The organism is Geobacillus sp. CAMR5420 (assembly GCF_000691465.1).
Lineage (GTDB): Bacteria > Bacillota > Bacilli > Bacillales > Anoxybacillaceae > Geobacillus > Geobacillus thermoleovorans.
In genome coordinates this window covers 83,559-105,277 of the sequence record NZ_JHUS01000012.1, presented here as the reverse complement: position 1 = coordinate 105,277, position 21,719 = coordinate 83,559, and the positions used below count along the sequence as shown (strand labels likewise).

At 53.9% G+C, this 21,719-nt stretch carries 20 protein-coding genes and 1 pseudogene; 10 read left to right on the top strand and 11 right to left on the bottom strand.

Annotated elements, in window-relative coordinates:
- The first annotated feature begins 411 nt into the window (after positions 1-411).
- From DI44_RS13705 to DI44_RS17740, 3 genes are all read left to right on the top strand, one after another.
- Complete coding sequence (locus DI44_RS13705; RefSeq protein WP_033024746.1) at positions 412-1,395, top strand: metal-dependent hydrolase; 984 nt, start codon at positions 412-414, stop codon at positions 1,393-1,395.
- A gap of 107 nt (positions 1,396-1,502) precedes the next feature.
- Positions 1,503-1,664: a small, acid-soluble spore protein K gene (locus tag DI44_RS13710; protein ID WP_011229959.1), complete on the top strand. Its 162-nt coding sequence runs from the start codon at positions 1,503-1,505 to the stop codon at positions 1,662-1,664.
- Between the two features lie 67 nt (positions 1,665-1,731).
- Entirely contained in the window at positions 1,732-1,893 is a 162-nt protein-coding gene (locus DI44_RS17740; protein ID WP_011229958.1) for a YpzG family protein, read from the top strand.
- 75 nt (positions 1,894-1,968) lie between these two features.
- Here the strand turns inward: DI44_RS17740 and DI44_RS13715 are convergent, their stop codons facing one another.
- Both DI44_RS13715 and recX read right to left on the bottom strand, forming a co-directional pair.
- Positions 1,969-2,310, bottom strand: a complete 342-nt coding sequence (locus tag DI44_RS13715) for a YfhH family protein (protein ID WP_011229957.1) — start codon at positions 2,308-2,310, stop codon at positions 1,969-1,971.
- A 169-nt stretch (positions 2,311-2,479) separates the two neighbouring features.
- Positions 2,480-3,289, bottom strand: a complete 810-nt coding sequence (gene recX / locus DI44_RS13720) for a recombination regulator RecX (protein WP_033024724.1) — start codon at positions 3,287-3,289, stop codon at positions 2,480-2,482.
- Positions 3,290-3,382: 93 nt separating this feature from the next.
- On the opposite strand from recX, the gene DI44_RS13725 reads away from it, so the two are divergent.
- The 4 genes from DI44_RS13725 to DI44_RS13735 all read left to right on the top strand — a co-directional run bounded on the left by DI44_RS13725 (position 3,383) and on the right by DI44_RS13735 (position 5,634).
- Positions 3,383-4,300 (top strand): TIGR01777 family oxidoreductase, encoded by a 918-nt coding sequence (locus DI44_RS13725; protein ID WP_033024723.1) that lies wholly within the window; start codon positions 3,383-3,385, stop codon positions 4,298-4,300.
- Positions 4,301-4,544: 244 nt separating this feature from the next.
- Entirely contained in the window at positions 4,545-5,099 is a 555-nt protein-coding gene (locus DI44_RS13730) for a GNAT family protein (protein WP_011229954.1), read from the top strand.
- 130 nt (positions 5,100-5,229) lie between these two features.
- Positions 5,230-5,358: a YfhE family protein gene (locus DI44_RS17735; protein WP_013146323.1), complete on the top strand. Its 129-nt coding sequence runs from the start codon at positions 5,230-5,232 to the stop codon at positions 5,356-5,358.
- 90 nt (positions 5,359-5,448) lie between these two features.
- Entirely contained in the window at positions 5,449-5,634 is a 186-nt protein-coding gene (locus tag DI44_RS13735) for a YfhD family protein (protein ID WP_011229952.1), read from the top strand.
- Positions 5,635-5,743: 109 nt separating this feature from the next.
- On the opposite strand, the gene DI44_RS13740 is transcribed toward DI44_RS13735, so the two are convergent.
- The gene (locus tag DI44_RS13740) at positions 5,744-6,574 is read right to left on the bottom strand and encodes a glycosyltransferase family 8 protein (protein ID WP_033024721.1); all 831 of its coding nucleotides are present in this window, start codon (positions 6,572-6,574) and stop codon (positions 5,744-5,746) included.
- A 492-nt stretch (positions 6,575-7,066) separates the two neighbouring features.
- On the opposite strand from DI44_RS13740, the gene DI44_RS13745 reads away from it, so the two are divergent.
- On the top strand, positions 7,067-8,251 hold the full coding sequence (locus DI44_RS13745; protein WP_033024720.1) for a CoA transferase: 1,185 nt from the start codon (positions 7,067-7,069) through the stop codon (positions 8,249-8,251).
- A 107-nt stretch (positions 8,252-8,358) separates the two neighbouring features.
- Positions 8,359-9,558, top strand: coding sequence for an acyl-CoA dehydrogenase family protein (locus tag DI44_RS13750; RefSeq protein WP_033024719.1), 1,200 nt, complete (start codon positions 8,359-8,361; stop codon positions 9,556-9,558).
- Between the two features lie 84 nt (positions 9,559-9,642).
- Here DI44_RS13750 and DI44_RS13755 read toward each other — a convergent pair whose 3' ends face one another.
- The 7 genes and pseudogenes from DI44_RS13755 to DI44_RS17730 form a co-directional block, all read right to left on the bottom strand.
- Positions 9,643-9,960 carry a DUF3870 domain-containing protein gene (locus DI44_RS13755; protein WP_033024718.1) on the bottom strand — a complete coding sequence of 106 codons (318 nt, stop codon included), beginning with the start codon at positions 9,958-9,960 and terminating at the stop codon, positions 9,643-9,645.
- Positions 9,961-10,111: 151 nt separating this feature from the next.
- Positions 10,112-12,724: a DUF2309 domain-containing protein gene (locus tag DI44_RS13760; protein ID WP_033024717.1), complete on the bottom strand. Its 2,613-nt coding sequence runs from the start codon at positions 12,722-12,724 to the stop codon at positions 10,112-10,114.
- On the bottom strand, positions 12,717-14,219 hold the full coding sequence (locus DI44_RS13765; protein ID WP_033024716.1) for an NADH dehydrogenase subunit 5: 1,503 nt from the start codon (positions 14,217-14,219) through the stop codon (positions 12,717-12,719). The genes DI44_RS13760 and DI44_RS13765 overlap by 8 nt, the downstream gene beginning before the upstream one ends.
- 332 nt (positions 14,220-14,551) lie before the next feature.
- Complete coding sequence (locus tag DI44_RS13770) at positions 14,552-14,920, bottom strand: DUF2294 domain-containing protein (protein WP_033024715.1); 369 nt, start codon at positions 14,918-14,920, stop codon at positions 14,552-14,554.
- A gap of 424 nt (positions 14,921-15,344) precedes the next feature.
- Entirely contained in the window at positions 15,345-17,051 is a 1,707-nt protein-coding gene (locus DI44_RS13775) for an ABC-ATPase domain-containing protein (RefSeq protein WP_033024714.1), read from the bottom strand.
- Between the two features lie 85 nt (positions 17,052-17,136).
- Entirely contained in the window at positions 17,137-18,852 is a 1,716-nt protein-coding gene (locus DI44_RS13780) for an EAL domain-containing protein (protein WP_050483818.1), read from the bottom strand.
- A 291-nt stretch (positions 18,853-19,143) separates the two neighbouring features.
- A pseudogene (locus tag DI44_RS17730) lies at positions 19,144-19,348 on the bottom strand (MerR family transcriptional regulator); the annotation flags it as partial.
- A 147-nt stretch (positions 19,349-19,495) separates the two neighbouring features.
- Between DI44_RS17730 and DI44_RS13785 the strand changes: the two are divergent.
- Complete coding sequence (locus tag DI44_RS13785; protein WP_033024713.1) at positions 19,496-20,932, top strand: DDE-type integrase/transposase/recombinase; 1,437 nt, start codon at positions 19,496-19,498, stop codon at positions 20,930-20,932.
- A gap of 388 nt (positions 20,933-21,320) precedes the next feature.
- On the opposite strand, the gene DI44_RS13790 is transcribed toward DI44_RS13785, so the two are convergent.
- Entirely contained in the window at positions 21,321-21,611 is a 291-nt protein-coding gene (locus DI44_RS13790) for a hypothetical protein (RefSeq protein ID WP_033024711.1), read from the bottom strand.
- Positions 21,612-21,719 lie beyond the last annotated feature (108 nt).

Sequence of the window (21,719 nt, the reverse complement as noted above, 5' to 3'; positions counted from 1 at the left end):
ATAGACGTTGAAGTGGGGAGCTTCTCGGTTCGAGATGATCAACAAAACGTCCCGCCTCATGCGGGGCGCTTTTCGTTTTTGGTTGAAGCGCTTCTTCCCTTTTCGTCTGACGAACGGCTTGCTTCCTGTTTCTTTTTCTCACTCCACTGTCTATCAATCGTTTCCTTTTTTGAATCTTTGTGAAATTGGTCGTTCCGCCTCTCGCCAACGATTGTCGCCCTATGATACACTAGCCATAACCTTGTTTGTCTCTCGCCTCCTTTCGGCCAATGCCTCAAACGGTTATTGGCTGAACACAAGGTGGGGCATACTAATAGTTGCATGAAAAAGAAAGATGTGCTCCGGCCGAGAGACAACAGACAGTTTCCATCCGAACATGCAACGATGCTGCAAGAAGGAGGCGCCTTCACGTTGGATACAGGCACACATGTTTTGATGGGGGTGGCGCTCGGCAGTCTTGCTTCACTTGACCCTGCGATCGCCCACGATCCGCTCTTATCCCACGCTGTGTTGATCGGCGCGCTCGCTGGCTCGCAAGCGCCGGATATCGACACGATTTTCAAATTGCGCAACAACGCCCAATATATTCGCAACCATCGCGGCATCACCCATTCGATTCCCGCCGTCGTTCTTTGGCCGCTGCTCATCGTCAGCGTGATGGCCGCCATCTATCCGAAAACGGATTGGCTTCGCGTTTGGCTTTGGACGTTTGTTGCCGTCGCCTTGCACGTATTTGTTGACATTTTTAACTCTTACGGAACCCAGGCGTTGCGCCCGTTTACAAAAAAATGGATCGCCCTTGGCGTGATTCATACGTTTGATCCGGTCATTTTTGGGCTTCATTTGGTTGGCGTCGGCGGCTTGTTTCTCGGCGCCCATCCCGGTTATACGTTTCTTGTCGTCTACGTGCTTATCGCTGCGTATTATGGGCTTCGCTTCCGCCAGCAGGCCAACATCAAACAGCTCGTGCACGCCTCGATCGCCGGGGTGACCGAGATCATCACCGTACCGACATGGCGGCCGCGCGAATGGCATTTAGCCATTTCAACCTGCGACGAATTTTACATCGCCCGCGTCAAACGCGGCGAGCTCATCATCCTTGACCGCTTCCAAAAGCGTGCGCTTCCCGACCATCCGGTGATGAACGCCGCCAAACGCGACGAAAATATCGCCGCTTTCTTATCTTTTTCCCCGGTTTACCGTTGGGAAATGAACGAATACGATGATTACTATGAAGTGCGCTTTACTGATTTACGCTATCGAAGCAAAGGGTATTACCCGTTTGTCGCTGTCGTCCAGCTCGACCGCGATCTCAATATTGTCAGCTCATACACCGGCTGGATTTTCAGCGAAGGCAAACTGCGCAAAAAGCTCGAACTTGCTCCAAACGGCTGATGGGCTCCGCCCCAATCATTGCCACACATAAGCGCTACAGGGTGTCCCATAATAAAAATACGTGTTGGCCATCCAACACGAGCACGCCGTTAAGGAGGGAATGTGCCGTGCGGAACAAAGCGCACAACTTCCCGAACCAAAACAACAACAAGCTCGAAGGCGAACCGCGCGCCAAGGCCGAGTACGCCTCGAAGCGGGCCGACGGCACGACCAACACCCACCCGCAAGAACGGATGCGCGCCTCCGGCGAACGAAGCGATTTCTTTTAACATGAAGGGGGAGCACGGCATCGTTCGCCGCACTCCCCCGGCACATTCCGCAGCGAGGTGAACAATCATGGGTCACCATCGGCACAAGAAATTTTATGACAACTTTTATTCGAACCCGTTTCAGCAGCCGTGGGCCAATCCAAAACACGCCCACTCGCAAGTGAACGGCGAAACGCAGCAAACGCTTGACCTCATCATTTTAGAGCGGCAGACGCGCAAGCAGTCGTAGCGGAACAACCTAGGGAGACACCCTCCCTAGGTTTTTAGGCTCTCTTTCCGTCCGACTGTGAACTTGTCCCGCCCGTCATGATTGAGGCAAATTCGGTTTACGAAGCAGTGAAATCGGCAGCGCCTCCTCCTCTCCGTTTCCTTTCAACCGCCATCCCCAGGCAAACACTCCTTTTAAATAGCGCACTTTAAAATACTCTCCGGGCGCCCCTTCAATTTCATAAATCTCCCCAGGATGAAAATCAGCTGGATTAAGCATATACGCCTTCGCCATGGCGATTTTCCGCTCGTAGACGGCGTATTCGTTCACCATCCCCATCTGCTCCGCCTTGCGTGCCTTTTCCGTCAACATGGCGATTTCTTGTTGCAGTTCTTCTTTCGTCATTTCGCTGTACCGTTTTTGTTCTCCTTTGATCATAGGCAAGCCTCCTTTTTGAGCATTCCGGATGGATCGTTTTCATCCACATGGAACTCGGCAAAAGGCTCAGAACATCTCTTGATTTATGGAACTGGAACGATTTTGTGATCAACATTCAACGACAAAACTGATAATATCCCCTAATCTTTTCAAATCCTTTCATTCGAGATCACTCGTCATTACCGTGCATGCGCAGCCATTCATTGATCAAGTCAAGTGCGAATCCTTTTCGGTACAGGGCTTGGCGCATCTTTTGCTCATAAAGCGGCCGCGGGTGGTGCGCATAACGGCGGTGCGCTTTCTCCGCCTGAACACTGAGCGCCTCCCGTTCTTCTTGTTCAGTATGAGCGCCGCCATCCGCCAAAACGGCGGCAATCACCTCATGCGGAAACCCTTTGCGCATCAGCTGCTGCCGCACCCGTTCCAAAAACGCGCGAGCCGATTCAGCCCGGCGCTGTTTTTTCGCTTTTTCGTAAAGCGAGCGGGCGATGGCCATCTGTTCATCCAACGTATACTCCGCCAAACTCTGCTCGATCAAGCAGCCCAAAACACCGAGCCGTTCCAGTTCGGCGCGGATGAGAAGCGGCCCTTTCGCCGCCGTCTTTTTTTGCGTGCGTACGTAAGCGGCGGCAAACGCCTCGTCATCGACATACCGCTCGGCGCGAAGTTTTTTGAGCACTTCATCAATCACCGAATCCGGAGCGCCTTTTTTTCGCAAGTGTGCGGCGACCTCATGCTCCGAACGCATCCGGCGCGCCAAAAAGTAAAACGCCTGTTGATACGCCTTTTTCACCTCATCGGCATACACAATATGTTGAAGCAGGTCGTCGCTGATCTCCATCCCTTTTTTCAAGCGGAATTGAAGCAATACATCTTGATCAACTGTCAATCTCAACGACGGTGCGCCGTCACGGTGCACGACAATCCAAAATCGTTCAGCATTTTGTTCGGTTACGACAATGTCGGCAATCGTTCCCATTGTTTGTCCCCCTTATCTTTTATCGTATCATAAGCAGGAACTTCTGACACCAAAAGCGAAGTCATAAAATAAACCAATGGAAGGGGAATCAAGATGCGTATCGCCATCAACGGCGGCACTGGGCTGATCGGCCAGGCGCTCGCCCGCCATTTTTCCAAGCAAGGACATGAGATTTACATTTTCACCCGCTCTCCCAAACCTTCCGAAGGCAACATTCATTACCTTTCCTTCGACGACCACCGAAAGCCGGCAGCTGTCGATGTCGCCATTAATTTAGCCGGGGAGCCGCTCAACCGAAAACGTTGGACATCGAAGCAAAAAGAGATCATCCTTGGCAGCCGTCTTCGCGCCACCGAAGCGATGGGCCGCTACATCGATTCACTGTCCCGTCCCCCGTCGTTGTTTATCAACGCCAGCGCCATCGGCATTTACGGCACTTCGGACTCCGCAACATTTACCGAGCAAACGACCGATTACGGCGGGGACTTTCTCGCCCAGACCGTCCAAGCATGGGAAGCGTCGGTCCGTCCGATCGAGCAGCTTGGCGTCCGCACCGTCTACGCTCGCTTTGGCGTCGTGTTTGCCCGACATGGCGGCGCGTTGCCGATGATGATCAAGCCGTATCGGTTGTTTGTCGGCGGCCCAATCGGCAGCGGGCGGCAATGGCTGTCGTGGATTCATCTTGAGGACGTCGTGCGCGCGGTCTCGTACATCATCGAACACGAGGAGTTGTCCGGCCCCATCAATTTCACCGCGCCCCATCCAGTGCAAATGGACGAGTTCGGCCGCACGGTCTCCCGCCTTCTTCGCCGCCCGCATTGGCTTCCGGTTCCCGTTTGGGCGCTTCGCCTTCTCCTTGGCGAAATGAGCATGCTCGTCACCGAAGGGCAGCACGTCATTCCAGAGAAGCTATTGCAAGCCGGCTTCCGCTTTTCGTTTCCAACGTTGGAAGGCTGTCTCACCGATTTGCTTTTGCCCCATGACCGACAAAAAATATCCAAAAAAAATTAACAAAAAAACAATTCCCTTTTTGCCTCCGATCGTGTATGATAAAGTAGACCTTAGGCTAGTTGTCGTCATAATCGCATACGGACAGGAACAAGGGGAAGGCAAATGGTGCGCCACCAGCGCTCGCGCTGGTCCTAGTGGGTTCGATTCCCACCCCGAAATTTTTTTAATGAAGTTTTAATAAAAAAATTTCGAGGGTGGGTTCCCGCTGGGAGGCTGCCCTCGGCATCCAAAGGAGGGATTGGCCATGTTGAAAAAACGCGAGCTGCAAGACTGCCATGCGCTGTACGAGCTGATGGTGCATCCGGACGTCTTCCCTTTCGTGCGCCAAAAAGCCAGCTCGTACGAAGAGTTTTTATTCATGACAAAACAGCTCATGGAGGCGGAAGAACGTGGCGAATTGATTTCGCGCACGATTTTGGACGAATGGGGAAACCCGATCGGCACAATCAGCCTCTTTGATATCCAAGATGGCGCCGGCTTTTTAGGCACGTGGCTCGGCAAGCCGTATCACGGGCTCGGTTACAATCGGCGCGCCAAAGAAGCGTTTTTCCATGAGCTGTTTTATGAGCTGTCGATCGAAACAGTGTTTTTGCGCATTCGCAAAGTCAACGTCCGCTCGATCAAAGCGGCGGAAAAACTGCCGTACGTCACGCCGGCCAATGAAACGCGGCGGGCGTTGCTCGAGCAAATCGGCGCGGATGTATACAATTTGTACGAAATTACAAAAGACAACTACACGCTCTATACAATGCGCCATCCCTCCTTTGCCCACAATGAAGAACAGCGCAAAGAGGCATAAGCCGCGGGAGAGCGCATCTGATGCAAAAAGAGGCTGTCCAAACGGACATCCTCTTTTTTACGCATAAAAACGGCTGATTTCGCGCAAAATGGAACTAAAGGAATATTGATGCAAAGCGAGGGAACAAGCGATGGCGGAAAAACGAAAACGCGAAAAAGCGAAGCATACGCTGACAAGCGCCCAAGAAGTAAGCTATGCCCGCGATTTTAAAATGGCGGACCAAGCGGGCGGCTATACGGCCAAAAAAGCGCGCCATTAGAAACGATTGCTATTTATACGCTGGCGCCGTCCATGCCATCCTAAATGAATGAATCGTACGATTCACACTTTTGGATAGGGGGCATGGATGATGGGCCGTTCTCGCGGACAACGGACGCGCGACAAAAACAAGGCGACTTTGCCGCAAGTGCCGAAACAGTTGAAATCTGACGGCATCGATGTGGAATACTCGGCAGAATTTGCCGACCATGAAGACCTTGAAGCACAGGCACGCGCTGCGGCAGCCGGCATCCGCCGGCAAGAGCGCAAACAGTAATCGAACATGGCGCCCGCTTTGATGGGGCGCCTTTTTCCTGTGAACCGCTTCCACTTCGCTTTGCTTGAAGTGAGAGACTTTCTTTGTTAAACGCGTCTCCCAAGCCGCGCTACACCGTCGCCTCGCCCTCTAGCTCCAACACTTGGCTGTACCGTTTGTAAAACCGCCCCAACTCCCCTTTGTAATTGTCTTTCCACGGTTTTTCCTTGCCGCAATAATGGATAAAAACGGTGTTTTCCTCAATCCAAGCTAAATCGTGTTTCGGGTTGGGCAAAAGCTGCAAAAAGTCATAATAGCGCGCGTCGTAGTTGTAGCGGTAGCAGTCGACCGGTTTAATTTTGTCCCAGTACAACCCGTTTAACACGTCTTGGTCAGGAAGAACAAGCTTGAACCGGTTGTCGCGAATGAACTGGTAAATGTCCGCAAGCCGAACGTGTTCGCGCATCATCGCAATGTTCATCATCATCACACCCGTGTTGAAATACCCTTTCGCGTTCGGCGTTTTTAACCGCAACTTGTTGAACAAGTTTGCCACCTTCGTCGAATGGGTATGCTCAGCCGCAATGAACAAGTTCCCTTCAAAATCCATGTCATACAGCTCATCCATCGGGTTGATCGCCACAATATCCGGATCAAGGTACAAGACACGGTCGACGTCTGACGGCAAAAACAAATGCGCCGCCAGACGGTAATACATCTCCACCGTATAGTGGCGGAAAACAGGCGCATCATGAAACAGTTGCGGATCAACGTAAATAGGCACCAGCTCATGCCCCTGCCGGCGAACAAACTCGCCAAGCGCCTGAATCTCTTCCTCGGCAATGCGCGAGTAAAGCAAGTAAAACGTAAACGGGCGCCGGTTGTTGCAAAACAGCGAATGCATCAAGACTCTCAGCGGCGGAAGATAATTGGCGTCTGTCGTCACTAACACATGGAACATGCACCATCACTTCCTTTTTTGCGTCATCGATTCCCCTTTCTCTACAATTATATAGAAATTTAGGTGAATGTTGCGCTCTTTTCATGCCAAATTGTCCGACCGCGCGATCGATTTCTTTTCATTACATTTGTATCGAAGAGCTATTCACGCGGCTACGTGCATCTTCTCCTCGCCAGCCGGCTTTGGCGGGCAAATTTTTATCGAACTATTTACAATTATCAAACAAAAATCTATAATAAAATTATCGAGCAGCCGTCTCCTGCCAGCTTGGCCGCTTGTGCAGACCGGACGGCCTCTACCGTCTGTCCAATAGCCCCGTTGCTTGACAGGCAGCATCAACCGTTTGCTTTCATGCACTGACCGCAAAAAGAACTGTGCGGCCTGACGGCATCTCCGCGCCGGAATGCCTTCTCAGTCCGTTCAAGCCGGTTCCTATCTTGCACGCTGTATAGGAACCGGCTTTTTGTATGTGAAACGAAAGGAGGGGAATCGATGCCAGGAGCGCTCGATGGCGTGCGTGTGCTCGACTTGTCGCGCGTGTTGGCCGGCCCGTATGCGACGATGATTTTAGGCGATTTAGGGGCTGATGTCATTAAAATCGAAGCGCCGGGCGGATCGGATGACACCCGGTTTTGGGGGCCGCCGTTCCAAAACGGCATGAGCGCCTACTATACGGCCGTCAATCGCAACAAACGAAGCATGACCGTTAATTTGAAATCCGAGGAAGGACGGGAAACGATTCGCCGCCTCGCAGAAACGGCCGATGTCCTCATCCACAATTTCAAAACCGGAACGATGGATCAATGGGGGCTTGGCTATGAAGCGTTGTCGCTCCTCAACCCACGCCTCATCTACTGTTCCATCACCGGGTTTGGCGAAACAGGACCGCTCGCTCCATTGGCCGGCTACGACTATATCATTCAGGCAATGAGCGGCTGGATGAGCATCAATGGCACCGTGGATACCGGCCCGCTCAAAGTCGGCGTCGCCGTCACGGATGTGTTCACCGGCCTGTATGCCGCCATCGCGATCGAAGCAGCGCTTTTGGCCCGCGAGAAAACGGGGCGCGGGCAAAAAATTGATCTCGCACTGTTTGACTGCGCCGTGAGTGCGCTTGTCAATGTCGCCGCCAATTATTTGTTATCCGGCGACGTCCCGAAGCCGCTCGGCAATGAACACCCGAACATCGTGCCGTACTCAACGTACATGGCAAGCGACGGTCCGATCGTCATCGCCGTCGGCAATGACCGGCAGTTTCAAGCACTTTGCACGCTGCTATCCGACCGCTCGATCGGATCCGACCCGCGTTTTCAGACAAACCCAGGCCGCGTCGCCCATCGCGATGAACTGAACCAGCGGCTGAACGAAGAAATCAAGCGGCGGACGCGGGCGGAGTGGCAGCGCCTTCTCGCTGAAAAAGGCATCCCGTGCGGGCCGGTGCAGACGCTCGATGAACTGTTCCGCCATCCGCAAACGGCGGCGCGCGAGATGACAGTCACGGTGCACCATCCAATCGTCGGTCCGTTAAAGCTTGTCGCCAGCCCGCTGAAACTGTCTGACACGCCGGTGTCTTATCGGCTGCCGCCGCCGCTGGCCGGCGAGCATAACGGCGAGGTCGAAGCTGGATGGCAAGGCAACCCGGCCGCTGAAAACGGTCCGCACGACAAAAGCCAATGAATAAACCGTTGTTCTCCTCAACCGCTTCAGCGCCCGCTGAAACAAGGGAAACGAACGTTGACACGAAAACCATTAAAAACAAACAGTTGCATAGGGGGATGGAAACGATGATGAACTTCGATTTTACACCCGAACAAGAAATGCTGCGGCAAACGGTGCGCAAATTCGTCGATAAAGAAATTATGCCTTATATCAAAGAATGGGATGAGTGCGGCGAATTTGACCGCAACATTTTCAAGCGGCTCGCTGAGCTCAATTTAATGGGCGTCTGCATTCCCGAAGAATATGGCGGCATGGGCATGGATTACAACTCGCTTGCCATCGTCTGCGAAGAGCTCGAACGCGGCGATACGGCGTTTCGCACCGCCGTATCGGTTCACACCGGGCTGAACAGTTTGACGCTGTTGCAATGGGGGACGGAAGAGCAAAAACAAAAATACCTTGTCCCGCAAGCACGCGGGGAAAAAATCGGCGCGTTCGGCCTGACCGAACCGAATGCCGGCTCGGACGTCGCTTCCATCCAAACGACAGCCGTCCGCGACGGAGATGACTACATTTTAAACGGGCAAAAAACATGGATTTCCCTCGCTGACATCGCCGACCATTTTCTTGTATTCGCCTATACGGACAAATCGAAAAAGCATCGCGGCATTTCCGCCTTTATCGTCGAACGGACGATGCCCGGCTTTTCGTCGCGCCCGATTAAAGGGAAGCTTGGCATCCGCTCCGGCAACACAGGGGAGCTGTTTTTTGACAACGTCCGCGTTCCGAAAGAAAACTTGCTCGGCGAAGAAGGGGAAGGATTCAAAATCGCCATGTCGGCGCTTGACAACGGCCGCTTCACTGTCGCCGCCGGCGCGGTCGGCCTCATTATGGCATGTCTTGAGGCGAGCGTCAAATACTGCCACGAGCGAAAAACATTCGGCAAAGAAATCGGACGCCATCAGCTCGTCCAGCAAATGATCGCCCGCATGGAAGCTGGTTTGCAAATCAGCCGCCTGCTCGTTTACAAAGTCGGCTTTCTCAAAAACGAAGGCCGGCGTTGCACGAGAGAAACATCGCTTGCCAAATGGATCGCCTGCGACTACGCGAACCAGGCGGCCGACGATGCCGTGCAAATCCATGGCGCCTACGGCTATTCGAACGAATATCCGGTCGAGCGCTACTTGCGCAACTCGAAAGCGCCGGTCATTTACGAAGGAACGCGGGAAATTCATACGATCATGCAGGCCGAATATGTGCTCGGCTACCGCCAAGACAAACCGCTGCGCAAAACGCTGCCGGCATGGCGGCCGGCTGAAAACTGAAGCACCGACGAAATCATGGGCGGCCAAACCGCTGACCCGCACAAAAACGCAGCTGCCCCCCATCAACCGATGTGGGGCAGCTGCTTATGACTCTTTCTCCTCCATTTTGCAATATTGTTTGTACAAATCTTTTAGCGCCGCGCACAGAGCAGAATGGGCTTTCCCTAAATACCCTTCGTCAAGCTCGGCGAGCAGACCGTCGATGCCATCGCGCAGCGAATGGCCGCGAAGCAGGCGGGCCACGTAATCGCGCCCATGTTCGGTGGCGAGCGTGCACGACGCCTCTACGATCACCCCGTATTTTTTATCAATTTCCGCCGTAATCGTCAGCGTATCGTAAAGGCTTTTCGCCGCCATTCCGGCCGGAAGCCGCGCATGACCAGCGATAAACTGCGTTTTCATCCGCTTTCCCTCTTTCCTCGTCTTTCCTGCTGCTGTTACACCAGCTGCTATCTTATTTCGCGGCGTGCATCCATTTTCCCTGCCTCGTTTGGCGGTCAGCGAAAAAAAGCCGCCTGCCAAACAAACCCGGCAAGCGGCATATCGTTTCTTTTTAGCGTTGCTGTACCGACGCAAGGCGTCCTGCCTCCCAGCTCACCCACGCCCCGCTGTCTGGGTCAATCGAGGCGAGACGGAGCCAGCCGTTTTGGACTTTGCGCCGAAATTCGCTGTTTTCATTGAGCAGTCGCTCGATATAGGAAGATGGCGCTTCAATAATAACAAGCAACCGAAGCGGAGAGTGGAACCACTCACGGTCAGACGCGGCGACGGACTGCCACGGCAAGCCGGCTAGCAAGTCGCTTCCGTTCCCTTGCATGACGCCGATGCCGCCGGTCACCGTCTGGATCGTTTTGTCGCCGCTTCCGTAATGATGCGGCGCCACTGTCGAAGCATAATATTGCAAGTTGATCCACTGCCCAACCGTGGCCGGCCCAGCGATGATGCCGGCCAGCGCCTCACCGGTCGGATCTTCGCGCCAATCGTAGCTGTGCAAAAACACCCGGCCGTCTAAATGAACGCCCTTTGTCAACGCCCGCCGGCCAATCAGGAAAGCGGCGTTCCCCGCCAACCCCCATTCCGGACGAATTTCACTCCAGTCAACGGCGCGGCGTCGGGCTTCGACGACCGGATCGCGCGGCATGACGCCGACATGCGGCAGCTTCGCCATCCGCTCAGCATTGGCTTGGCGGCTGACGCCGGCAAGCGCCTGTTTCAGCTGCTCAAACGACTGTTTCGCTGCTTCGGATAACGGCGGCACTTCCACCCAACGCAGCTCGTCAACGGTTGTGATATGTTCAGCAGCGACGAACACTGTCTCATCCGGTATGACGATTCCCTCTTTCGCCAACCTATCCCGCACGTGCGGCAAGTTGGCCAACGCGGCGAATACGCGGGCGTTGAACGCCCCGGCCGCGCCGCCGCACGCCCCGCAATCGAGCGCCGAGGCATACGGGTTGTTTGTCGTCTCGCTCTCATGGCCGCAGACGACGACAAGCGGGGCAAATGAGGACGTCAAGCCAATGTTGACGAGGAGTTGTTTTACGTATTGCACTTGCTCTTCTTTTGTCAACCCGATCGGCAGCCCAGTCGTTTCGTCATGCCCTTGGCGATCGAGCGACAGCGTCGTCTTCGGTTTTTGTTGCGCCGACATTTCCGCCTGATGAATGGCTTGCCCGGCCCAAGCCGGCGCCGCGCTGCGGGCGATCGTATGCAAACCGAGCCACGGCCCGCTCATTTCCGGAAGCAGCAAACCAGCCAGCAGATGCTGCTTGATTTTTTTAAACGTCCGGCCGACAAAGCGGAACAGATCGCGCCGCCGGCGGTACGGCGCCGCCGTTTCGGGAGAAGCGGTTTCGTTGATTTCGTGCTGCGGCGCGACGATCGCCGGGCAAGACGGATGGGCGTCATCGCCGTCAAGCACGCGCGTTTGAATCGGCAAGCCGAAAAAGCCAGCGCAGCCGTACGTTTCAAACGGGCCGGCCGCCTCTACATGACGGCGGAACGGCTCGGAGCGCACATCAATGCAAAACAATAGCTGCGCTGCCGCCTGCTCTTTTGGCTCCTCAGGTTGACGGGTGAGAACCGCTTCTTTCAGCTTCGCTTCATACGTATCTTCCCACGCCTCAAGCCAAAGATGGCGGCGGCCAATCCGCCAGAACCGATCAGCGAACACCAGACGAGCTTGACGGTCTTTTAGCGACAGGCGCCGCCAGTCGTCCAACGTCATGCCGCCCCAGTGGATCCAGGCGGCCAACAGCGGCCCAACCGCACGATCGTCTTCGTTTTCTTCCTCCTTCAGCGGCAGATGCGGCGCTGTGAACACCCACTCCAGCGACAAACGAACCGCCAAGTAATCAATCAATCCGCCCATTTCGTCACCTGCCTGGCGCGATTGCCAGACCATCATCCCCGCCCAGCCGGGCAGAGCTAATAAATGCGCTTCTAAATAGACCACGGCTTCCTCATCCTGCACTCCGAGCTGTTCAAGCGCCCGTTGCAGCGCCTCCTCTGGATGGTGAGGCCAATCGAAAAGCCGTTTCCGCTCCTCCTTGGACAAGGACGGATCAAGAGGCGCCAACCGGCGCCATGCCCCGTAAAAGCCGCGCTCGCGGTGCGGCAGCGCCCACGCCGCCTCCCCCGGATCGTAAAACAGCTTGCACCATTTGATCATTTGTTGATCCAACCGCTTTTCCAAACCAAGGCGCACAGACCGCGTGCGGATGGAAACAGAGCGCAGCGGCATAGCGGCGGCCAACTCGATCAGTTCCGGCACCTGAAGCGCTTCTTCGGGCACCGCATCGTTCCAAAGGAGGGCGCGGCATAGCCGTTCCGCTTCATGGCGCGGCGCAGGAAGCGGCTCGTCATCCAACCATCGTTGCAGACGCCGCTCGATGAAGGAAACGTCAATCTCCCCTTTGGATAGCGCCGCATGAAAAACGGCCATTGGCGGATACAAGTCGATGCCGTAAGCTTCTTGCAGTCGGTCAGCCGCGTCGACAAACGACTTGTCTTCCATCCCCATCCACGGATGGCGGGCGATAAACGCGGAAATCGGCCAAAGCGGAACGATCACCTTCGCCGCTTCGCTGACGATCGCCTCGAGCGGACAAGCGGCTGCTTTTTTTGCCTCCGTTGACCGTTCAAGTGATATGACGCTTCTACTCATGAACCATCCCCTCCTTTAGATAGGACGCCAAATAACGCGGGTGTGCTTCGGTCGCCGCCGGACGCGGTTCACCAAGGTGAACAAGCCACATGTACAGATGAATGGCAAGCATGGAGCTGCGCCGGTTCGCGATCCATACAGCAACCAGCGCCGCGGCAACAAACAGAGCGCAGACAAGCCATTCGAACGAAGCGGGCGGCAGAAACACGGACGGCATCCCGTTATGAAGCAGCGCCATAAATTGATGGCGCACCGTTTCGGACACCAACGCCAAAGCAACGACAACCGCAAAGCCCAGCCAACGGCCTTCGCGAAAATCCGTAAGCCGTCCCCAGGCAACCGTTGCCGAGGCCGCAAGCAAAAGCGCGCTCAACAGCCGGGCCGGTTCGTGCGGAGCCGCCTGCCAAAAGGCCCACCCAAGCAGCACGCCGAGGATGATGCCGCCCGGCCATGAACTTCCTGTTTTTCGCAATCCTACCCGACCGACTCGCGGCACGACGGACCCGGACTGCAAAAAGAGCGTCGCTTTAAACAACCCGTGCAGCACTAAATGCACTACTGCGGCCCCGTAAGCGCCCAGGGCGCATTGCACAAGCATGACGCCCATTTGCGCCATCGTCGAACCGACGAGCTGGCGCTTGTAGTCAACATGAACAAAGCTAACGCCCGTGCCAATCAAAATCGAGGCAAAAGCGATCAGAAACAGCGCCACATGCGCCCACGTTTCGTTAAAGAGCGGAGAAAAGCGCCAAAGCAAGAGCCCCCCAGCGTTGACAAGACCGGCATGCATCACCGCTGACACCGGCGTCGGCGTCACGGCTGATTCCATCAGCCAGCGATGAAACGGCCATTGCCCAGCTGGAATGACGGCAGCCAACATGAGCAATCCGCTCATCACCGTCCTTTCCCATAGAGCGAGACGAGCCAAACGTTCCGCCGACAACGCCGAGACGAGCGTCCATTCACCGACTCTCGCCCCAAGCCAAACAGCGGTGAGGGCCGCAGCGATCCAACTTGCCAAAAACAGCATGCCCATCTGCCGGGCGACGAACTGAGCCGGCTCCCATTCTTTTTTCAACGCGGTCAACGCCACAAGCCCCGCGAGCGGCAACCCCCAGCACACTGCGATCAACCGCAAGTCGCCGGTCGCCCACGTGAGCGAAGCGGCAAATGACGTCCATGTCAAGAGCGAAAAATACAGCCGATAGCGGCGGTCGCCGTGCAAATAGCGAACCGCAAACCGTTGAATCGCCCAGCTTAGAAGCGAAATATAAACGGCGGACAGCCAGCTCGTCGCATCAAACCGCCACAGGCCGATGTCGACCGCGCCGGCGCTGATCCATCCGAATAGCGCCACCGCCCCCGGCAACAACAGCAGCCAAACGTGCACATGCACATATCGTTCCGACACGCGCGGAGACAGCCACACGATCGCGCTTAGGAAAACGACCGCAACCGCCGCCAGCCATCCCCATGCGAACCATTCGTTCCCCATTGCTATCTCCTCCCCTCATCTGCTTGCACATCGTTCGAGAGAAAAGAAAAAACCGGCTATGTCAATCAGGCAAGACGGCCGAAAAAGGCCGTTCCATTGCCTATCGATTGCCCATAGCCGGTTTATCTCCAACCAATCGTCGCTCGATTGTTTGAAGATCTCCCGTTCGTTGTCGTGCGGCAGACGACGGTCAGTTTCCCTTCAACGAACCTAAGCACGCGTAGGTTTTTTGAAGGGCTCCCGACAGCATCGTCCACTATTTTATTCTATACTTACTATACAAAAGTTGTTTCAATTATACAACAACTTTGTTGATTTGTCATGGAAAAAATTTATTTTGGCAACTGTTTCTCCAAATCGTTGAACAGCTTAAAGACGATAATCCGCTCACCCGTTCGCGTGCTTAAATCGGTATGGAAGCTTTTCACCTGCTCGCCTGTAATCTCGAAAATCATCTCTTTCAAGTCATCAACACCCGATTCCACCAAACTCGTCCGCGACCGTTTCACCGCCAGCATCCCTTCCTTCGATTCACAAAGAGCGTACTCAGCAGGTGTCAGGATGCCGTGCAGGGAAACGATAATCATATCGCGCAAAATATCGGTTTTCACTGACACCGAGCCGCGGCCGAGAAAATCTTTTTCCCATTTCGTTAATGCTTTGCTGATTTCCGATTCCATCCAACCTTTTGACTTGTTCATGCCCTGATCCCCCTAACCAACCCGCGGCTTCCCGCCGCCATCCGCCACGTTGCACTGATAAACATTATTATAGCCATAATCGATGGATGGCGCTAGAGCAAAATCGGCAAGGCGTCGACAGAAAACGGTTTCATTCGTGTTTTGCCGGGGCATGAGGCATCATCTATAGGAACAAGAGCAGCGGCCCCGCACCGGTCGCGCCTAAGCCGACACCGGCATGCGGCCGCCCCTGTTGAAACAAGAGCGTCCGTTGTTCCGTTGGCTAGCAGGGAAAACAAACGTCCTTGCCGCACATCCTGCGCCCCTATTTTTTGTTGCGGTTGGGAAAAACCAAGCCATTTCTCCTCCCAAATAACACCGTAATCCAACCTGCGCGGAAACGTCGCCAAGAACAAGCAAACCGGCTTTCTCCTTTCCAAGATGGCTACTGCTGGGTACACCGGAGCGTCCGCAGCCGGTTCAGCGCCGCCGCCAGCTCGAAGCGGCGCGGGCGAGCAAGCTCACCCGGATGCCCTTTTCGGAACGAAACCGAGCCTAACCCTTGCCGGTCCCATTGTTCTTCGATCGCATCGAGTAGTTGGCGGATGGTTTTCTTCCCGTCGAGCCATCCTTTTCGTTCCATATACAACAGCGCCGCGGCAATCGCCCTCGTTTGGCTGTCATCGACCAGCTGCTCAAGCGCATAAAGCAATAGATCGGTTTGTCCGTACTGAATGACGTGCCGTCCGCGCGCGACGGCTTTTGCTTTTTTTCCTTTTTGGCTGTTCAAACTTTCGGGCAGGGGAATGCGCTCGCGAATGCGGCCGAACGACTCTCCGCCTTCCGCTTTCCGTCCCGACGGCATCTCTGCAGCGATCCGCTTCGCCTCCCCCGTCACATCAAACGGGACGTACTGCTCCATTTTGATCACGCAATCAGCGATATCCAAGTAATCCCCCAACCCGCCGACGACAAGAACCGTCGAAATGCCGTAATCGCGAAATAGTTGACGCGCCTTGTCGATATACGGCGTGATTGGTTCGGCTTCTTTCGCCACGAGCGCCTGCATGCGTCCATCGCGGATGAGCAAATTCGTCGCGCTTGTATCTTCGTCAATCAAAAACGCCGATGCCCCCGCTTCAATCATTTCGATCATGCTCGCGGCCTGTGAGGTGCTGCCGCTCGCGTTTTCCGTTGAAAACTGCGTTGTCTCTTTGCCGTACGGCAGCGTGCCAATGAGCGGCGAAATGTCAACACTGGCGACGCTCCGGCCGTCTTCGGCGCGAATTTTCACCGCCCCGCTATCGGTGATGACAAACTCCCGTCCGTCGCCGGCGATATGGTCATACACGCCGTGCTCTAACGCCTGAAGCAAGGTCGATTTGCCGTGATACCCGCCACCGACAATAAGCGTAACGCCTTTTCGGATGCCCATGCCTTTCACTGGCTCGGCGCGGTGCGGGACAGGGATCGCGATCTCCAGCTCCGGCGGGCTTTGAAACGGCACCGCCCCGCGTTGCATCGGCTTGTCACTCACTCCGCTTTCGCGCGGCAAAATCGCGCCGTTTTTGACAAACGCCACCAAACCATGCTCACGCAAATAGCGGCGAATGGCGTGCTGCTGATCGGCAAGCTCGACCGCCGCACGAATGTCCTCTTCCCGAAGGCCGTACACCGCCCGCTCGATGACGGATGGAATTTGCTCGAAAAAGATGGTCTCGGCTTCTTTCGCCAAAATGCGCCGCCCATTCGCCGGCAACCCGACCGACAAACAAACCGTAATCGTCTCGTCAGCCACTTGCACCGCCGTCCGTTCGAACACTTTTTGCCCCGGGGCATCAATCAAGACGAGTCCGCTTTTTCCCGACCCGCGCGCCCGCAGCGGCCATTGCCGCAATTCACGGTGGACGCGGCGCAAAAGCAAATCCTCACAGCGAATGCGGCGCGGTTTCGTATCGGTCCACTCCGCCGCCAGCGCCGTTTTCACCCGCGGCACGATCACCCGCACCTTGGACGGTTCGGCGAACGGATCGCCTTGCACATGGTCAATTGCGAGCGTAAACGTTGGGAACCGATACGTACCTTCGATCGCTTTATATGCCTTATAGCTTTTTTGGTCCATGGATCGCAGCCGTTGTCTGAGCGTTTCCATGAAATCAGCTCCTTTCCCTCTTCATTTGTTGCCTCAACATGCCCGAGTATGGCGAGACAACCTCTATATTGCCATTTTGAACTGTTCACTCATTGCATTGCAACAACGATCCAATCTCCGCTTCTGACACAGGCTGCCTCCAAAAATACCCTTGCCCTCCGTTGCACCCCATTTCCTTTAATATTTGAATTTGTTTCTCATTTTCAATTCCTTCTGCAACGACATCCATCGACAATTGATGAGCCATCGTGATCACAGCAGCCACAATGGCTTGGTCATCAGCGGATTGCGGTAAGTTTTTGATAAACGAACGATCGATTTTTAAACGGTCCACTTTTAACTTCTTTATATATCCTAATGAACTATACCCTACGCCAAAATCATCAATCGCCAGTTTAACGCCCGCCTCTTTTAACTGGCTTACGTTTTCGTACACGACTGCACTATCCTGCATCATAATATGTTCCGTCACTTCAAATTCCCATCGACATGGATCATCTCCATTGCTTTCAATAATGGAAAGGAGCCGTTTAGCCATGCCTGGTATTTGGAAATGGGAAGCAGACAGGTTGATGGATAAATCCACTTCGAATCCCCCTCTTTGTTTCCACATTTTCCTATGCCGGCATGCCGTAGACAGCACCCACTCATCGAGTTTTGGCATCAATCCTATTTTTTCAGCTAAAGGAATAAACTGATCAGGACGAACCCATCCAAGTTCTGAATTATACCAACGAATCAGCGCTTCTAGGCGGATCAGTTTCCCAGTAGACAGATCGTACTGCGGCTGATAATAGAGCATTAGTTCGTCTCTTTCGATGGCCCGATGCAAATGGCTTTCTAACACCGTTTCCCTAACTAGTCGCTGATTGATCGTCTGATGATAAAATTGATAAAATTTACCTTTCTCTTTCGCATGATACATGGCCATGTCCGCATTGCCGAGCAACGTATTCAAATCTTGCCCGTCAAAAGGAAAGACGCTGATTCCGATATTGGCGGAAAGAACGAACTCTCTTCCTTCAATCATCAAAGGCCGAGCTAACGTTTGTTGAATTGTCCGCAAATATGCAAGGATAGACTGATAATTCACTCGCGGCGCCACAGCGACAAACTCATCACCGCCCACGCGAGTCAAAAACAGCTTTTGATCTAATGCTGTTCGAAAACGAGCAGCCATTTGTCTCAACACTTCGTCTCCCACAGAATGCCCCAATGAATCATTAATGTTTTTAAACCGCGCTAAATCAATAAAATAAACGGCCAGCAGTCGTTCCTCCTCTTTCGTCTCTTTCAGCAACTTAGGAAACTGCTCTCTTAAAAAACGGCGATTGGGGAGACCTGTCAAATCATCATGGTTGACCATATGTTTGATTTGTTCTTCGTACTGCTTCAGGCGAGTAATATCCGTTCGAATCGACACGTATTGATACGGCTTTCCTCGTTCATCCAAAAAGGGGACAATAGTAGACTGAACCCAGTAGTAACTCCCGTCTTTCGCTTTATTTTTGATCTCTCCCCTCCATACCTTCCCTTTCCCAATGGTTTTCCACATATGTTTAAAAAATTCTCGGCTATGGTATCCTGAATTGACAATGCGATGAGTGTTTCCAATCAGTTCCTCACGGCTATATTGAGAGATGCGGCAGAAAGCCTCATTCACATATGTAATTTTTCCCGTGTGGTCGGTAATCGCAACAATCGTTGATTCATCCAACGCTTTTTGAATTGACTCGAATTCTCTTAATGTATGTAACAATTTTGACTCTAGATCTTTCAACTCTCCAGAGAAAGGAAACATAACATTCACCTCATTCTATTTTGCATCTTTATGCCCTCAATTGTAATGACAACGTATAACAATTGCAATGGCATATCGCTGGATTACGTCATCGTCCCAATTGTGTTGCATGAAGCGTTTCTGTATTGAAAACACGGCTTTCTAACCGTTGACGAGATGCCGCACAGAAAGGATTCGATGGTGCAATCTTGAGGAAGAGGCAATATTATCAAGGGCAGGCATACAAAAACACTCAGCCTGCCTTCGAACAAGGCAAGCAGCCGATCGATTAGCTGTTTTTCACCCTGCAAAATCAACCCCGAGCTCGCAGTAAAAGAGGATTTGCTGCAAAAGATCGACTTCACCGCGGCCCGTACAGCCGATACCCGGCTTCGCTCAACCGCGCCGGTTTCAACAAACCAATCTCATCATAATACCGGAGCGTCCGGCTCGTTATCCTCGCCAGTTTCGCCAGCTCATGCACCGTATATTCCATGTTCCTCACCTCCCTATTCATGACGGTATTGTCAAAAGTGTATCCTCCACACTCACGGTTTTCCCTTGAGTTTCAACGGTTGAACGAAAAAAAGCTTGCCACCCCCGTTGTTTTCGGCCATCATTGAGGTAACGACACCCAACAGCCAAAACAAAGGAGTGACAAGCTTTGTTACCTCAATTATTAGCCTATTTGCTCGAAATAATCAAGACCCAATATCAAATCATTGTGTATTTGATGGGTGTGATATTGGGAAAATCCTTGAATCTCGAGGACTTGGACGAACCCATCCAAAAGCCGTACCGGAAACTCCAGGTCGATGACCTTCCGATCATCGATGTGCCGGAAACCCTTGATTACCGGAAGCTGTTGGCAGACTATGAAGCCCAGCACGGACGTCCTTTACGGCCCATCCAGCGCCGGGCAACGGCGAAACACCGTGTTCCGGATTCGTTGACCTGCCCTCGCTGCCAGGCTCCCTCTTCTTACCTGTACGCCAATAACGGCGGAAAAGGGCAATACCAATGCAAAGTGTGCCAATGCCGGTTCAACCACCGAAACCGGTTCACCAAGCAAGCGGTCTTTCGCTGCCCGCACTGCAAAAAGACGCTGGAAAAGATCAAGGAACGCAAAGAATACAACATCTATAAGTGCAAGAACAACGATTGCCCGTTTTACCAGGCCAACCTTCGCCGGATGACCAAGAAGGAGCGCCAACAGTTTCAACAGGATCCTCAAGCCTTCAAGGTGCGGTATTTGTTTCGAGAGTTCTTGTTTGACTTTCTCCCGTTGGCTTCCTCGTCGCCCATCCAACCGAAGGTCGATTTGTCCCGGCTGGCTGCGTCGCCGCACGTATTGGGGCTCGTGTTGACGTACTACGTCAACTTTGGGATGTCCTCGAGGGAGACCGCCGCCGCCATGAAGGACATCCATGGCGTCTCGATCTCCCATCAGACGGTGCTCAACTACGCCAACAGCGCCGCGCTTTGGATCAAGCCCTTTGTCGACCGGTTCCCGTATGAGCTGTCCGGTTCGTTTTGCGGGGACGAGACGTATATTCGCGTCAAAGGGCGCTGGCATTACCTGTTCTTTATGTTTGATGCCGTCAAAAAGATCGTGCTGTCGTATCGCGTCTCGCCCAAGCGGGACACGCTCTCGGCCATCCAGGCCATCGATGATGTCCTGCGAAAGCTGCCGTCCCTCCCAGACGACTTGTCGTTTGTCGTGGATGGCAACCCGATTTACCTGCTGGCGCAACACTTCTTTGCCCAGCACGGGATTTCGTTTGACGTCCGCCAGGTGATCGGCCTGACCAACGAAGATCCGGTCTCGGAAGAGTTTCGCCCTCTCAAGCAGATCATCGAGCGATTCAACCGGACCTTTAAAGGCAACTATCGCCCGACCCATGGGTTCGGTGCGGAAGAAGGCTCGGTGTCCTTTGTGACGCTGTTTGTGGCGTATTTCAACTTTCTGCGCCCGCATGGCGCGCTCGAAGGCCGGGTGCCGGTCGTCATCTCGGAGCTCGCTGAGCTGCCGCATATGCCGGCCCGGTGGACGAAGCTGATCGCCATGGCCCAAGCGTTTCTCCTACAAGAGGAGCCCTGACTTTTTTGTCCTCCGGAGCCCGTTGAACAGAACTCCTGCCGGATTCGGCGAAGCGAACCCTTGACCAACCGAACACCGCCAAAGGTAAAATTCGGTCATGGCAAGGGCGGCTTTCCTATTGCCTTCTTTTTGTCCCCGTCGCCCTTGACGACTCTTTCCCACCTTTGGCGGGTGTTGGTCAAGGGCGAATCCGGCCCTCCGCATGCCCCACGATGCTCAATGGGATGATCTGTGTGGAGTTTTCATAGAACTTTTGACGCTACCTTCATGACGATACACCTTGACGCAACGCGAAAGTAAAGAGGAAAAAGAAAAAAGGGGCTCCTGCCCAGCCCCTTTTCCCCTGCCGCATGATCGATTTTCGGTTGTGGAAAACCATGCACGCCAATCAAGGCACCTTCATTGCGTCGACATGTGGCATTTTCGTGATTACGACCGGATCGCCCAAATCGACGTTAGGCAACGGTTGCGGCTCTCTGTTTGTTTCCATCGCCCCTGCTTGTTTCACACTAGGCAAAAGCGGCTCATCGGCCGAATTGCGGATGATGATGTGCTGGTGAAACGATGTGGATGCCTTTGGCTCTCTCGTTTTGTCTGGCTCAAACGGCTTGAGATGCAGGATGGCGGCACACACAAACAGCATCCCCGCCGCGGCGAAAAGCAGAACATTTCGCTTCATTGGCAACACCTCTATGGAAATTAGGCGATGCAAAGGAGGATTCGTTTCACCTTTGCCGCTAAACCAAAGCGCCCCAGTAAAAAAGGAGCCGCAAATCCCCCCTCTTCA